The sequence below is a fragment of the Providencia sp. genome, assembly GCF_003533305.1.
Taxonomy (GTDB): Bacteria; Pseudomonadota; Gammaproteobacteria; order Enterobacterales; family Enterobacteriaceae; genus Providencia.
In genome coordinates this window covers 91,377-106,747 of sequence record NZ_DOEH01000013.1, presented here as the reverse complement: position 1 = coordinate 106,747, position 15,371 = coordinate 91,377, and the positions used below count along the sequence as shown (strand labels likewise).

Annotated in this window: 12 protein-coding genes; 7 read left to right on the top strand and 5 right to left on the bottom strand. The window is 39.6% G+C overall.

Annotated elements, in window-relative coordinates:
- Positions 1–5: 5 nt before the first annotated feature.
- Positions 6–1,295 carry a glutamate-1-semialdehyde 2,1-aminomutase gene (hemL, locus tag DD649_RS06565; RefSeq protein WP_294104901.1) on the bottom strand — a complete coding sequence of 430 codons (1,290 nt, stop codon included), beginning with the start codon at positions 1,293–1,295 and terminating at the stop codon, positions 6–8.
- A gap of 280 nt (positions 1,296–1,575) precedes the next feature.
- Between hemL and erpA the strand changes: the two genes are divergently transcribed.
- Positions 1,576–1,920 (top strand): iron-sulfur cluster insertion protein ErpA, encoded by a 345-nt coding sequence (gene erpA / locus DD649_RS06560; RefSeq protein ID WP_294104899.1) that lies wholly within the window; start codon positions 1,576–1,578, stop codon positions 1,918–1,920.
- A 225-nt stretch (positions 1,921–2,145) separates the two neighbouring features.
- Here the strand turns inward: erpA and btuF are convergent, their stop codons facing one another.
- Together btuF and mtnN are read right to left on the bottom strand one after the other, a co-directional pair.
- Positions 2,146–2,970 (bottom strand): vitamin B12 ABC transporter substrate-binding protein BtuF, encoded by an 825-nt coding sequence (btuF, locus tag DD649_RS06555; RefSeq protein WP_294104897.1) that lies wholly within the window; start codon positions 2,968–2,970, stop codon positions 2,146–2,148.
- Between the two features lie 84 nt (positions 2,971–3,054).
- Complete coding sequence (mtnN, locus tag DD649_RS06550; protein ID WP_294104895.1) at positions 3,055–3,747, bottom strand: 5'-methylthioadenosine/S-adenosylhomocysteine nucleosidase; 693 nt, start codon at positions 3,745–3,747, stop codon at positions 3,055–3,057.
- 244 nt (positions 3,748–3,991) lie between these two features.
- Here mtnN and dgt point away from each other — a divergent pair, with 244 nt between their 5' ends.
- From dgt to relA, 3 genes are all read left to right on the top strand, one after another.
- Complete coding sequence (gene dgt, locus DD649_RS06545) at positions 3,992–5,515, top strand: dGTPase (RefSeq protein ID WP_294104893.1); 1,524 nt, start codon at positions 3,992–3,994, stop codon at positions 5,513–5,515.
- A 187-nt stretch (positions 5,516–5,702) separates the two neighbouring features.
- Complete coding sequence (gene rlmD / locus DD649_RS06540) at positions 5,703–7,034, top strand: 23S rRNA (uracil(1939)-C(5))-methyltransferase RlmD (RefSeq protein ID WP_294104891.1); 1,332 nt, start codon at positions 5,703–5,705, stop codon at positions 7,032–7,034.
- A 16-nt stretch (positions 7,035–7,050) separates the two neighbouring features.
- On the top strand, positions 7,051–9,282 hold the full coding sequence (relA, locus tag DD649_RS06535) for a GTP diphosphokinase (protein ID WP_294104889.1): 2,232 nt from the start codon (positions 7,051–7,053) through the stop codon (positions 9,280–9,282).
- A 215-nt stretch (positions 9,283–9,497) separates the two neighbouring features.
- Here relA and DD649_RS06530 read toward each other — a convergent pair whose 3' ends face one another.
- Both DD649_RS06530 and DD649_RS06525 read right to left on the bottom strand, forming a co-directional pair.
- Positions 9,498–9,680, bottom strand: coding sequence for a hypothetical protein (locus DD649_RS06530; protein ID WP_294104887.1), 183 nt, complete (start codon positions 9,678–9,680; stop codon positions 9,498–9,500).
- A gap of 156 nt (positions 9,681–9,836) precedes the next feature.
- Positions 9,837–10,775, bottom strand: a complete 939-nt coding sequence (locus DD649_RS06525; protein WP_294104885.1) for an Rpn family recombination-promoting nuclease/putative transposase — start codon at positions 10,773–10,775, stop codon at positions 9,837–9,839.
- A 212-nt stretch (positions 10,776–10,987) separates the two neighbouring features.
- Here DD649_RS06525 and mazG point away from each other — a divergent pair, with 212 nt between their 5' ends.
- The 3 genes from mazG to eno all read left to right on the top strand — a co-directional run bounded on the left by mazG (position 10,988) and on the right by eno (position 15,165).
- Positions 10,988–11,782, top strand: a complete 795-nt coding sequence (gene mazG, locus DD649_RS06520; RefSeq protein WP_294104883.1) for a nucleoside triphosphate pyrophosphohydrolase — start codon at positions 10,988–10,990, stop codon at positions 11,780–11,782.
- Positions 11,783–12,160: 378 nt separating this feature from the next.
- Complete coding sequence (pyrG, locus tag DD649_RS06515) at positions 12,161–13,798, top strand: CTP synthase (glutamine hydrolyzing) (RefSeq protein ID WP_294104881.1); 1,638 nt, start codon at positions 12,161–12,163, stop codon at positions 13,796–13,798.
- A gap of 65 nt (positions 13,799–13,863) precedes the next feature.
- On the top strand, positions 13,864–15,165 hold the full coding sequence (gene eno, locus DD649_RS06510; protein WP_294104879.1) for a phosphopyruvate hydratase: 1,302 nt from the start codon (positions 13,864–13,866) through the stop codon (positions 15,163–15,165).
- Positions 15,166–15,371 lie beyond the last annotated feature (206 nt).

Here is a 15,371-nt window from a genome sequence, read left to right as displayed (position 1 = left end):
AAAAACTATTCGGCTTTGATTTTTGCTAACGCGACTTCTGCGGCTTTAATGGTTTTTTCAATATCTGCATCACTGTGAGCAATTGACATAAAACCAGCTTCAAATGCGGATGGTGCTAAATAAATGCCTTGTTCTAACATTGAGTGGAAGAACTTTTTAAAGCGCTCAACATCGCATTTCATCACGTCTTGATAGCAAGTTACGCTTTTTGCATCGGTGAAGAAAATTCCAAACATACCACCCACATGGTTGATCACCATTGGAATGCCTTGCTCTTGTGATACGCGAATTAGCCCGCGAGCTAGTTTTTCAGTTAATTCGGTGAGGCGTGAATGAACACCAACTTGAGATACTTCCTTCAAGCACGCAAGGCCTGCGGCCATCGCGACAGGGTTACCTGATAATGTACCAGCTTGATAAACCGGGCCAATAGGTGCCAGTTTTTCCATAACGTCAAGACGACCACCAAATGCGCCAACAGGCATTCCACCACCAATGATTTTACCTAAGCAGGTAAGATCAGGTTGAACATCGTAATAGTCCTGTGCACCGCCTAATGCGACACGGAAACCCGTCATAACTTCATCAATGATTAAGAGTGCATTGAATTCATCACATAAGGCACGAAGGCCGGGTAAAAACTCTGCATTTGGTGGTACACAGTTCATATTACCAGCGACAGGTTCTACAATGACACAAGCGATTTCTTCTGGATAATTTTCAAAAGCCTGACGAACAGTAGCAAGGTCGTTATAGGTGCAGGTTAATGTATGTTTAACGAAATCCTCAGGAACACCTGGAGAGTTTGGTTCACCCATCGTCAGTGCGCCAGAACCCGCTTTTACTAATAAGCAATCTGCATGACCGTGATAACAGCCTTCAAACTTGATAATTTTGTCGCGCCCTGTATAGCCGCGAGCAAGACGGATAGCACTCATGGTGGCTTCTGTACCTGAGTTCACCATGCGAACCATGTCCATTGAGGGAACTAAGTTACAGACTAATTCAGCCATTTCGACTTCGGCAGCTGTGGGTGCGCCAAAGCTCAAGCCTTTATGGACAGCTTTAATCACTGCATCGCGTATAGCCGGATGGTTATGACCAAGCACCATAGGTCCCCAAGAACCCACGTAATCGACGTAGGCTTTACCATCGACATCATAAATATAGGCGCCATCAGCGCGATCAACAAATACCGGGGTACCACCAACACCGTTAAAAGCGCGCACTGGAGAGTTAACACCACCAGGGATAGAGCGTTGTGCTTCTTCATATAATTCGACAGAATGGCGCATTGCAGGACTCCTAAAAAAGCTAAACAAAAATATTTTCCATATTCTAAAGCACTGAACCAATTAAACCAAATACTGAACCCAAGTTATGTAGAATGTGCGAATTCGATAACAACACTTGAACGATTTAATCATGTGAAGGATAATTAGGTTAATTGATCTGAGTAGGTTATCTGCTTTAAAACATTCAGCCGCAGTTAAGTGTAATCAACAATGCTGTGGTTTGATGTATAATGAATATAGCTTACACATGTATTTACCGGTCACCGGTCTGGAGTAAGAAATGAGTAATGATGCAGCTTTACCATTGCAGTTTACTGACGCGGCAGCAATTAAAGTTAAAGATCTTGTGTCTGATGAAAACAACCCGAATCTGCGCCTACGTGTTTATATCACCGGTGGCGGTTGCAGTGGTTTCCAATATGGTTTCACTTTCGACGATCAAATTAACGACGGTGATATGACTATAGAAAAACAAGGTGTGGCACTTGTTGTTGACCCGATGAGCCTACAATATTTGGTCGGCGGAAGTGTCGATTATACCGAGGGTTTAGAAGGTTCGCGCTTTATTATCACAAATCCAAATGCTAAATCGACTTGTGGATGCGGTTCTTCCTTTAGCGTTTAATTTGGCATATTTCGAGCTGTGGCGTTGTTGGCTTCTCTCGGATATTCGGGTCACGTACTTATGTACGCTCCCCAAGATATCCTCGCTTGTCGCCTAGCCACAACTCGAACTATTTTGGATTATAACCTACTATAAAATAAGGTATATTTAGATAATTTTTCAACACATCAACACATCAACACATCAACACATCAACACATCAACACATCAACTAACTAATAATATTTATTTTTGGTGATTCAGTTGTTCACATAATGCTTGTGTGGCATTGATAATGCGTGGTCCTGCGCGATGAAACCAATCTTCATTTAAACGAATAATCGGTATATCTAATTGTGAATGCCAAAATGCTTTGACAGCATCTTCTTGTGTTTTATTTCCAGTCATGACAATCACATCAGGTTTACGAGTGAGTACTTGCTCTCTGCTTACTTGTGGCCACTGTACTGCACTATTTGCAAAAATATTTTCACCGCCACAAAACGTCACGACATCATTTTGAATGGTGTGATCGCCTGCACTAAAAAGTGGTTGTGTTCCTAGCTGAATAAACACGCGTTTAGCTTGCTTATTGGATGTATTTTGCTGTTTTAGTTGAGCTAAATTAGCTTTCATTTTCGTGATATTTTGTTGTGCTAGCTCAGGATTAGGGCTGTATTGTGCTAATTCATCGATAGCGAGAATCACGTCGTCAATACTTTGTGGATCTAAATAGACAATAGGAATACCTAATGCGGCGAGCTGATCCAGTGGCCGCTGTGGGTTACCACCTCGCCAAGCTAGCAGTAAATCAGGCTTGAGTGTAATAATGCGTTCGACGTTTAAACCTTGCCAATCAGAAACTTGTTCTAATTGTTTGGCTTGTTCTGGGTAATCTGAATAAGCGCTAACGGCGATTAAGCTATCACCGAGTCCTGCTGCATAGGCTAGCTCAGTATTAGCGGGTGAAAGGCTAATAACACGTTGTTTTGGCGCACAAAGTGCGGGTGATATCAAAAATACAAATAATAAGGCGGTTACTGTGGGTAGGATAAAGTTGATTCTTTTCATCGCTATCATCTTGTTTAATTATGATATTGAATTAATAGACTTAGTGAATAGATAGCTAAGTCTATTAAGCTAATATTGAATATATTAAGCGAGTTCAGCCAGTATGGCATTAATCATTAATGATGACTGACGTGCAGCAACAGGAAGAAATTCATCGAAACTTGTATGGGATTCTTTATCTGCAACATCAGAAATTGCGCGAACGACGACAAAAGGTACGGCAAACTGATAGCAAACTTGCCCGATAGCAGTCGCTTCCATTTCAACGGCTGCAACTTGTGGGAAAGTGGCTTTGATGCGAGCTAAAGGTTCTGCGCCATTGATGAAAGCATCACCACTACAGACTAAACCACGAACTGCATTCATCGACAGTTGTGAAATACATTTTTCAGCAACTTCAATGAGTTTTTGGTCAGCAACAAAGGCAGGAGGACATTGTGCCATTTGGCCAGGTTCATAACCAAAAGCGGTGACATCAGCATCGTGGTAGCGTACTTCAGTCGAGACAACGATATCTCCTACATTTAAACGTGAGTCTAATCCGCCGGCAGAGCCCGTATTAATAATTACATCGGGTTGAAAATGTTCTATTAATAGTGTCGTTCCAATCGCGGCTGCAACTTTACCAATACCTGATTTTAGTAAAGCAATATCTGCACCATTAATTTTACCCGTATAAATTTCACAACCTGCACGGCTGAGTGTTTGACAATCTTCAATTTGAGAGCGAAGAATAGCTATTTCTTGCTCCATTGCACCGATTATACCGATTTTCATTATTTCTCCTTTCCCTATCTACCTTGCTTGGCAGCAATTTAAATTATTTAGGGTAAATGTTCGCCATCGTGCTATAACACGAACGAGATAAAATATCCGCGATGCTTTGTATTGTAGATTTTTACTACGAATTGAGCTTGCGAATATATATTAAAAAGATACACAAAGTGTAACATTGAAACGTAAATTTTGGGCTGTTTTTCCAATGCTTGAAGACTAATAAATAAAAAGATAAGGGGCAGATGTGGACGATATTAACTTTTTAAAAAAACTGAGTTTTCAGCGCAACTATAAAAGTGCTATCAGTCAAAAAGTTTCTGCTGATGATGAAGACGCTGTAAATCGTTTATTTGAAAGTGATCGCGGACGAATTATTAATTCTGCTGCTATTCGTCGTTTACAACAAAAAACCCAAGTTTTTCCTCTAGAACAAAATGCCGCTGTGCGCAGTCGACTGACCCATTCATTGGAGGTTCAGCAAGTAGGGCGGTACATTAGTAAAACTGTACTGAGTGATTTAAAAAAGAAAAAATTACTCGAAGAGTATGGATTAACTGAACGTTGTGATGCCTTTGAAAGCCTCGTAGAAATGTCATGTCTGATGCATGATATTGGTAATCCCCCTTTTGGACATTTTGGCGAAGCGGCAATTCAACGTTGGTTTAGCGCCTTACTTGCACCAAGTTATATTTTTACCGAAGAAACACCAGACCCTTGTCGAATCAAAGCGCTTCAATTAACCGGAAACAAAAAACAAGATTTGTTTCGTAGGCAATTAAAGCAAGATCTCTGTTCATTTGAGGGAAATGCACAAGGGCTGAGAATGGCTCATCGACTATTGAAATTGAATTTAACCTATGCTCAGGTTGGTTCTATTTTGAAATATACCCGAGGCGCCTACGATCTTGAGCCTATCCCTGCCGAATTTGATTATTTGATGAAAAAGCCAGGTTATTACTGGTCTGAAGCTGATTTTGTGAGTGAACTGACTAAAAAATTAGATATGGAGAGATATTGCCGTTTTCCTTTGACCTATATTATGGAAGCGGCTGACGATATTTCTTATTGTATCGCTGATTTGGATGATGCTGCTGAGAAAGGTATTTTTACTGTAGAGCAGTTAATTGATCATTTGAAAGCCGAGTGGGGGGAGGTCAAACAAGGTGATTTGTTCGAGCAAACCATCATGCGGGCTTATAATAATATTAGTGAAAACCATACTAGGCGCATTCAGCAAGATCAATTTTTTATGTATCTACGTGTCAATATTACAGGAAAATTAGCTTATTACAGTGCGCAGCGTTTTATTCAAAACCTCCCTGAAATTTATCATGGGCGTTTTAATAGCGCATTATTGGAAGATAAAAGCCCTGAGCATCGGTTATTAAAAGTATTGAAAACGGTCGCTTTTAAACACGTATTTAACCATCATGAAGTTGAAGAGCTGGAGTTACAAGGTTATCGCATTATTAGTGGCTTATTAGATGTTTATAGCCCGTTATTAATGATGGATAGAGCGGAATTTTCTTCGCTGGTAGAACATAATTTCCATAAACATTTTTTTATTGAAACACGTTTATTTCATAAATTGTCAAACAAACATCGTTTATCCTATGCTGAAGCTTTAGAAAAAGTGTCGGCAACGAATGAATCAGATAAATCCATCCTAGAATTTTATTATCGAGCAAGATTAATTCAAGATTATATTAGCGGCATGACAGATCACTATGCCTATGAAGAATATCGTAAATTTATGGTGAGTAATTAGACATAATTGATTTTTGAAAGAGCATTAAGCGAGAAAAACTTATCAGTGGTAAATAATTTTGCTTAAAAAGCTGCTATTATGATCAGCTGTATTCTTAATTCGAATGCGACAGCATAAATTAGCTGTAATTTAGAATTGAGAAAATATAATATTATTTTTTGCAACTTATTACCTCGTAGTGACTATTATGGCCCAATTTTACTCGCCGAATCGCCGTACCACCCAGCGCCGTCAATTAACGGTAATTGCTGATAGTCTTGATGCCGCGGGGCAAGGTGTTGCCCGCGTTGAAGGCAAAGCTATCTTTGTAACAGGACTATTGCCTGGAGAAGAAGCTCAAGTAGAACTGACCGAGGATAAACGTCATTTTGCTAAAGCAAAAGTTATCAAACGTTTTAATCATAGTTTGCAAAGAGTTAAACCTCACTGCCGTTATTTTAACCAGTGTGGTGGTTGTCAGCAGCAACATGTAGATATCTCATTACAGCGAGAAAGCAAAGCCAAAGCGCTACAGCATTTAATGGCAAGAGAAACAGGAAGTAACCTAGAAGCAATCCCTGTTATCAGTGGTGAAGCATATGGTTACCGCCGCAGAGCTCGTCTTGGATTACAATATCAACTAAAAAATAAACATTTGGTGATGGGATTCCGTCAAACACAATCGAATACCTTAGTTGATATAAAAACTTGCCCAGTTTTACATCCTGCGCTTGATGCGCTCATTCAACCTTTATCTGAATGTCTAAATCAACTTAGCATTGCACCTAAATTAGGGCATGTAGAGCTCATTAATGCTGATAATAGTAAAATAGTACTTATCAGACATTTGGCTCCCTTTAAGATATCAGATAGAAAATTATTAGCGGATTTTGAACAACAGAATAACGTGTCAATTTGGCTCGCGGGTGATGAAGATAAACTACAGTCGCTGACACCATCAACGTTGATACCTGAATATCAAGTCGCAGGCGAGGTATTACAGTTTAATCCCCTTAACTTTATCCAAGTCAATGCTGAAATAAATCAGCATATGGTGAAGCAAGCGATAGAGTGGTTAGATATAAAATGTGACGATAGAATATTAGACCTTTTTTGTGGAATGGGTAACTTTACGTTGCCGATGGCTCGCTTGGCTAAATTTGTCGTTGGCGTTGAAGGTGTTGAAAATTTAGTCGAACAAGCAACAAATAACGCTAAGCGCAATTCTATTTATAATACAGCGTTCTATAATGAAAACTTGGAAGCACAAATTCATACGCAACCTTGGGCTGTCGAAGGGTTTAATAAAGTATTGCTTGATCCCGCCAGAGCAGGCGCTGCTGGCGTAATGGAACATTTAATTAAACTGATGCCAGAAAAAATTGTCTATGTTTCTTGTAACCCAACAACATTAGCCAGAGACAGCAAGCAATTGCTTGAGGCAGGGTATCGGTTGCTACATTTGCGGATGTTGGACATGTTTCCGCACACCAGCCATCTGGAGTCAATGGCGCTATTTATTCTTAGCCCAGAGGGTTAACAGGTAGGGAAAAAATATGGTTGCAGTAAGAAGTGCACATCTTACCCCAGCAGGTGAGTTCGCCCCAGAAAAGTGGGTTAGCGGTCTGGGATTAAATAATAAACAATCAGAAGAAAAGCTCATCCATACCTGGCAGTATTGTCATGATAAATTATCAGGACAAGAAATAGGCCCTCTATTGCTATGGCGCGGCATCGAGATGACCGAAATTTTATCCACATTGAGTATGGATATCGGAAGTCTGCAAGCGGCCTTACTATTTCCTTTAGTTGATGAAAAAAAACTAGATGATCAAGCCGTTATTGATGAGTTTGGGTCATCCATTTATGAGTTAGTGAAAGGCGTACTGGAGATGGACGCCATTCGCCAACTTAAAGCGACTCAATCGAGTGAAACTAGCTCCGTTCAAGTTGATAACATCCGTCGTATGTTGTTGTCGATGGTGGAAGATTTTCGTTGCGTTGTTATCAAATTAGCTGAGCGAATTGCCCATTTACGTGAAGTTAAAGATGCTAGCGAAGAAGAGCGCGTACTGGCAGCGAAAGAGTGTTCTAATATTTATGCACCATTAGCAAATCGTTTGGGTATTGGCCAATTAAAATGGGAGTTAGAAGATTTCTGTTTCCGTTATCTACATCCTGATGAATACAAAAAAATAGCTAAATTGTTGCATGAACGCCGTATAGACCGCGAAGATTACATCGATAATTTTGTCAGTACATTACGTAAATATATGCTTAAAGAGCAGATTCAGGCTGATATTTATGGCCGTCCTAAGCATATTTACAGTATTTGGCGAAAAATGAAGAAAAAGGCATTGGCATTTGATGAATTATTCGATGTTAGAGCCGTGCGTATTGTGGTTGAGCGTCTACAGGATTGCTACGCCGCTTTAGGGATTGTGCATACTCATTTTCGTCATCTTCCTGATGAATTTGATGATTATGTCGCAAATCCAAAGCCAAATGGTTATCAATCTATTCATACCGTGGTTCTTGGCCCTAATGGTAAAACCCTTGAAATACAAATACGCACTAGGCAGATGCATGAAGATGCTGAGCTGGGCGTTGCGGCGCACTGGAAATATAAAGAAGGTGCAACCGGTCTTGGAAAAGATAGTGGCTATGAACACCGTATTGCATGGTTGCGTAAGTTAATTGCGTGGCAGGAAGAAATGTCAGATTCTGGCGAAATGTTGGATGAAGTTCGCAGCCAAGTATTTGATGATAGAGTGTATGTCTTTACGCCAAAAGGTGATGTGGTTGATTTGCCAACAGGTTCAACGCCACTTGATTTTGCATACCATATTCATAGTGATGTTGGACACCGTTGTATTGGTGCAAAAATAGGTGGGCGTATTGTTCCATTTAGCTATCAATTGCAGATGGGTGACCAGATAGAAATTATTACCCAAAAACATCCTAATCCTAGTCGTGATTGGCTTAATCCTAATCTTGGATATGTCACGACCAGTCGTGGGCGAGCAAAAATTCAAAATTGGTTCCGTAAGCAAGACAAAGATAAAAACATCCTCGCAGGACGCCAGATTTTAGATGGGGAATTAGCACAGCTTGAAATTAGCATTAAAGATGCAGAGAAATTGCTGATAGCTCGTTATAACGTTCATTCATTGGATGAAGTGTTAGCAGGTATTGGCGGCGGTGATATTCGTATTAATCAACTGGTGAATTTCTTACAAGGTAAGTTTAATAAAACGACTGCTGAAGAAGCTGACCGTGCAGCAATGAAAACCTTGGAAAGCAAATCAACGGTACCACGTGCACCTTCTCATGATAGCGGCCGTGTCGTCGTCGAGGGTGTCGGTAACTTGATGCACCATATCGCTCGCTGCTGCCAACCAATACCCGGTGATGAAATCGCAGGATTTATCACGAAAGGGCGTGGAATTTCTATTCATAGTATTAATTGTGAACAATTAGCTGACTTACAAAGTCATGCTCCTGAACGTGTTATAGACGCTGTCTGGGGGGAGAACTATTCAAGTGGCTATTCTCTAGTTGTCAGGGTCGTCGCAAATGACCGCAGTGGGTTATTGCGTGATATCACGACTATTTTAGCTAATGAAAAAGTGAATGTATTGGGAGTAAGCAGCCGCAGTGATGTAAAACAGCAGCTAGCAACTATCGATATGACGATTGAAATCCATAATTTACAGGTATTGGCGCGGGTTCTTACTAAGCTGAATCAGTTGCCAGATGTTATTGAAGCGAAACGCCATTCCCAATAATATTCTTCATATTTCGAGCTGTGGCGTTGTTGGCTTCACTCGGTTACTCGGGTCACATACTTTTGTATGCTTCCCGAGATAACCTCATTTTGCCGCCTAGCCACAACTCAAACTATTTTGAATATTTGTGTGTGGTATATTTCGAGCTATAGAGCACTGCTGGGCCACTAAAATGAATTTTTAGATTGTTTCTATTTTATTGTGCAGACAAGGTTTTATTGTAGTTGGCGTATTTGGTCTTTGCTTAAGTTCGTGCTTTCCATAATTAATTCAAGAGAAATACCGGATTTTAACAATTTAGCGGCAATTTCTAATTGGGTTGATTCACGTCCTTCTTTATGCCCTTCCTTATGTCCTTTTTTACGTCCCTGATCTTGTAAACGTAGTGCAATATTCATAATAGTTCCTTGATGTTATGAATTTTATTTTTTGCCGTTTAGCCATAACTCGAACTATTTTGAATATTCGTGAGTGATATATTTCGAGCTATAGAGCACTGCTGGGTCACTAAAATGAATTTTTAGATTGTTTCTATTTATTGTGCAGACAAGGTTTTATTGTAGTTGGCGTATTTGGTCTTTGCTTAAGTTCGTGCTTTCCATAATTAATTCAAGAGAAATACCGGATTTTAACAATTTAGCGGCAATTTCTAATTGGGTTGATTCACGTCCTTTTTTATGCCCTTCCTTATGCCCTTCCTTATGTCCTTCCTTATGTCCTTTTTTACGTCCCTGATCTTGTAAACGTAGTGCAATATTCATAATAGTTCCTTGATGGTTGTGAATTTGATTTGTTAGCTGTTTTATAATTTGAGTAAAGCTATGCGAATCAATTGTATAAAACCAGTAATAGAATATTTTATCGATGTCATCTTCATCATTATAGTCTTGATTTATTGCTTGGGCTAGATTAGCGATTATCTGATTAACATCATCCCGCAAATCTTTATGTTTCATGGCAAGCTCCATCACGGCTATCTTACGGTGTTTCAGTAGTTCATTATCATCAATAACAGTAATATCAATCAAAGGTAAAGGGTTAAAATAAAGTTCATTAGCTAATTCTGGAAATTGGAAACAATGGGTCCACATTTGTGAATAGGGATAAGGCGTGATTTTTCCATTATAGAACAACATTGGAACAACAAAAGGCAATGTTTTATGGCCTTGTTGCAAATGTTGGCTCATAGCAAGAAAGGCATAATGCATGAGACGCCATGTCATTAGTTTATCTGGTACAGATTGGTGCTCTACAAGAACATAAATATAACCGTCGCCATAATGAGTCTCGATAGAATACAGAACATCCGATAAACGAGAACGTAGCTTATGGTCAATAAACGATGAATTGGTAAGTTGTAATGTATTAAAATCACATAATTGTTTAATATTTTTAGGTAAATGAATATCAAAAAAATCTCGCGCATTTCCCACTTTAGACATAAAGCCTTTAAATGCAGAGTCATGGGGTGTGTTATGGTAATCCGTTGTCATACTTGAAACCTTTCCATCTGTTTAATGACTAAAATATTAGCGAAATTTTAGTCTGGATATAGAAAAGTTAGTCCTAAATTTTCATATGACTGGAATAATTAACTTATTGTAATAAATGGTTAATTTAAGGTTTAATAAATAAAATTCCACTTGCTATTCATTTGATATAAAAATAGCGGTTTATGTAATTAAGCAAAACAAAGGTTAGTAAAATGAGTCAGGGAAAACTACAAATTGAAAGATTATTAAATATTATGAATAAGTTGCGTGACCCGCAGGATGGCTGCCCGTGGGATAAAGTGCAAACGTTTAAAACCATAGCACCTTATACGTTAGAAGAAACTTATGAAGTGCTAGATGCAATTGAACGCGAAGATTTTAGTGACTTAAAAGGTGAGCTAGGAGACTTGTTATTTCAGGTCGTATTTTATGCTCAAATGGCTAAAGAGCAGTCTTTGTTTGATTTTGATGATATTTGCCAAGCGGTGAGTGACAAGCTAGAACGTCGCCATCCACATATATTTGATGCTGAAAATCGGCTGAGTAGTAGTGAAGTTATCGCGGGTTGGGAAAAGCGTAAAGCGAAGGAACGAGCAGAAAAAGAACAATTTTCCGTGCTTGATGATATTCCGAGTGCATTACCTGCGTTAATGAAAGCTTATAAAATTCAAAAACGTTGCGCATCCGTTGGTTTTGATTGGGATACTTTAGGTCCAGTTGTTGGCAAAGTACATGAAGAACTTGAAGAAGTGATGGAAGAGGCGACGCAAGTGGTTATCAATGAACAACGCCTTGAAGAAGAATTAGGTGATTTATTGTTTGCTACAGTTAATCTTTCTCGTCATTTAGGTCATAAACCGGAAATGGCACTGCAAAAAGCTTGTCAGAAATTTGAGAACCGTTTTAGACAAATCGAAGAACGTTTAGCAGAAAGTGGCAAATCAACAGAAAGTGCTACACTTGATGAGATGGAGGCTTTGTGGGTTTCTATTAAGCGTCAAGAATAGTGGCTCGTCATATTTCGCACTACAGCGTTGTTGGCTGCGCTTGCTAATCTTAATTTTGGCATGAACTATTTAGGGCTACTAACTGATAGCCGTGTTTCAGATCAAAATAAGTTCAAATTCATCTTTTTTAAGGTATACAAAGAGCTGAAAGGATTTAGCTTTTGATTTTAAAGTGTGTTAGTCTTAAGAAATAGTGTTGGATGTGTATTTATCGAGCATAAATATATTTTCTATTTTAACTTGCTGATATTATTAGAGTATTGATGAAAAGTGGCCTTATTGTGCTTAGAACATTTGTAGCGAATTTAAGGTTCGGGTATACTGTTTTCCCGTCCTGTTATATCCATCATCTTTTAAACCTAAACTTTCAGGTTCAGCATGAAAACTAATTATATTTTTGTGACCGGCGGGGTCGTATCCTCTCTGGGTAAAGGCATTGCCGCAGCCTCGTTGGCGGCTATACTCGAAGCCCGTGGACTCAATGTAACCATGATGAAATTGGATCCCTACATCAACGTAGATCCAGGTACAATGAGCCCAACTCAACACGGGGAAGTTTTCGTTACAGAAGACGGCGCTGAAACTGACTTAGATTTAGGTCATTATGAGCGTTTTATTCGTACTAAAATGACACGTCGTAATAACTTTACGACCGGACGTGTATATTCAGAAGTATTGCGCAAAGAGCGCCGTGGCGATTATTTAGGTGCTACGATCCAAGTTATCCCTCATATTACTAATGAAATCAAAGATCGCATCATCCGTGGTGGTGAAGGTCATGATGTTGTATTGGTCGAAATCGGCGGTACAGTGGGTGATATTGAGTCTCTGCCATTCCTTGAAGCTATTCGTCAAATGGCGGCAGAGGTTGGTCGTGAGCGTACGTTATACATACATTTGACCTTAGTGCCATATCTTGCGGCAGCGGGTGAAGTGAAAACGAAACCAACTCAACATTCAGTGAAAGAACTGTTGTCGATTGGTATCCAACCTGATGTATTAATCTGTCGTTCAGACCGTGTTATTCCTGCTAATGAACGTGCAAAAATTGCACTGTTCTGTAATGTGCCAGAAAAAGCGGTTATCTCACTTAAAGATGTTGATTCCATTTATAAAATTCCAGCTTTGTTAAAATCACAAGGTTTGGATGAATATATTTGTACACGCTTCCATCTTGATTGCCCAGAAGCGAACCTTTCTGAGTGGGAACAGGTTATTTATGAAGAAGCTAATCCTGCTGGTGAAGTGACCATTGGGATGGTCGGTAAATATGTTGAATTACCTGATGCTTATAAATCAGTGATTGAAGCCCTAAAACATGCGGGTTTGAAAAATCGTTTAACGGTTAATATTAAACTGATTGATTCACAAGATATTGAAACACGTGGTGTGGAATTACTCAAAAACCTAGATGCAATTCTAGTTCCGGGTGGATTTGGTGAACGCGGCGTGGAAGGTAAGATTCTGACAGCACAATATGCACGTGAGAATAAAATTCCTTATTTAGGTATATGTTTGGGTATGCAGGTTGCTCTGATTGAGTTTTCGCGCAATGTTGCCAACATGAAAGATGCGAACTCCACAGAATTTAAGCCTGATTGTAAATACCCAGTTGTTGCGCTGATTACAGAATGGCGTGATGAAGACGGCAACGTTGAAGTTCGTTCTGAAGAGAGTGATCTTGGTGGAACAATGCGTGTTGGTGGTCAAGTTTGTCATTTAGTGAATGGCAGCTTAGTACGTGAAATGTATGGTTCAGAGACTATCACTGAGCGCCATCGCCACCGTTATGAAGTGAATAATATGCTACTGAAGCGTATTGAAGATGCAGGTCTTAAAGTTGCGGGCCGTTCAGTAGACAATAAGCTGGTTGAAATTATTGAGAATCCAAACCATCCATGGTTCGTGGCTTGTCAGTTCCATCCAGAGTTCACTTCTACACCAAGAGATGGTCATCCGTTGTTTGCAGGTTTTGTTAAAGCCGCTGGAAAATACCAGAAAGGTGAGTTGAAATAAGATATGGGGAAGTCAGCAAATCGTTGTTAACTTCCCAAAATTTAACTTGTACTGAGGAAAACCTAATGTCTAAAATTGTTAAAGTGATCGGTCGTGAAATCATTGACTCTCGTGGCAACCCAACTGTAGAAGCTGAAGTTCATTTAGAAGGTGGTTTTGTTGGTTTAGCTGCTGCTCCTTCAGGCGCATCTACGGGTTCTCGTGAAGCGCTAGAACTACGTGACGGCGATAAAGCACGTTATTTAGGTAAAGGTGTTCTTAAAGCAGTTGGTGCAGTAAATGGCCCATTAGCTCAAGCACTGCTCGGTAAAGATGCAAAAGATCAAGCCAACATTGATAAAATCATGATTGACCTTGATGGCACTGAAAACAAATCTAAATTTGGTGCAAATGCAATTTTAGCGGTTTCTTTAGCAAATGCTAAAGCGGCAGCTGCGGCAAAAGGTATGCCTCTGTATGAGCATATTTCTGACCTGAATGGTACTCATGGTCAATATTCAATGCCTTTGCCAATGATGAACATCATCAATGGCGGTGAGCACGCAGATAACAACGTTGATATCCAAGAGTTCATGATCCAGCCTGTCGGTGCACCAACGCTGAAAGAAGCGATTCGTATGGGTTCTGAAATTTTCCATCATTTAGCGAAAGTGCTCAAATCTAAAGGTATGGGCACCGCTGTTGGTGATGAAGGTGGTTATGCACCTAACTTAGAATCAAACGCTGCTGCACTTGCTGCGATTAAAGTTGCTGTTGAACAAGCAGGTTACGTTCTAGGTAAAGATGTGACTCTGGCTATGGACTGTGCAGCTTCTGAGTTTTATAACAAAGAAACAGGTAACTATGAGCTGAAAGGTGAAGGTAAAACTTTCACTTCACAAGAATTCACTCATTATTTAGAAGAGTTGACTAAGCAATATCCAATCGTTTCTATCGAAGATGGTCTGGACGAATCTGATTGGGACGGTTTTGCATACCAAACTAAAGTTCTTGGCGATAAAATTCAATTAGTTGGTGACGATTTATTCGTTACTAACACCAAGATTTTGAAAGAAGGTATTGATAAAGGTATTGCTAACTCAATCCTGATTAAGTTCAACCAAATCGGTACACTGACTGAGACTTTGGCTGCAATTAAAATGGCGAAAGATGCTGGCTACACGGCGGTTATCTCTCACCGTTCAGGCGAAACTGAAGATGCAACTATTGCTGATTTAGCAGTGGGTACTGCGGCAGGTCAAATCAAAACAGGTTCTATGAGCCGTTCTGACCGTGTTGCTAAATACAACCAATTGATTCGCATTGAAGAAGCTCTTGGTAACAGCGCGCCATTCAAAGGTTTGAAAGAAGTTAAAGGCCAAGCATAATTTAAATTTTGCTTAGCAAATATCTTTAATGGGAAGCTTAGGCTTCCCATTTTTTATTCAATAGAAAGTCAAAGAAACCAGTTAAATAATCTGTTAATTTGTCGACAAAGTAGATTGTTTTTTATCTTTTAAACTAAAAAACAGTTTAATTGCGCGGTATAGGTCTCATTTTTGGACTATCCACATTTTCATCCCATTCAATTAAC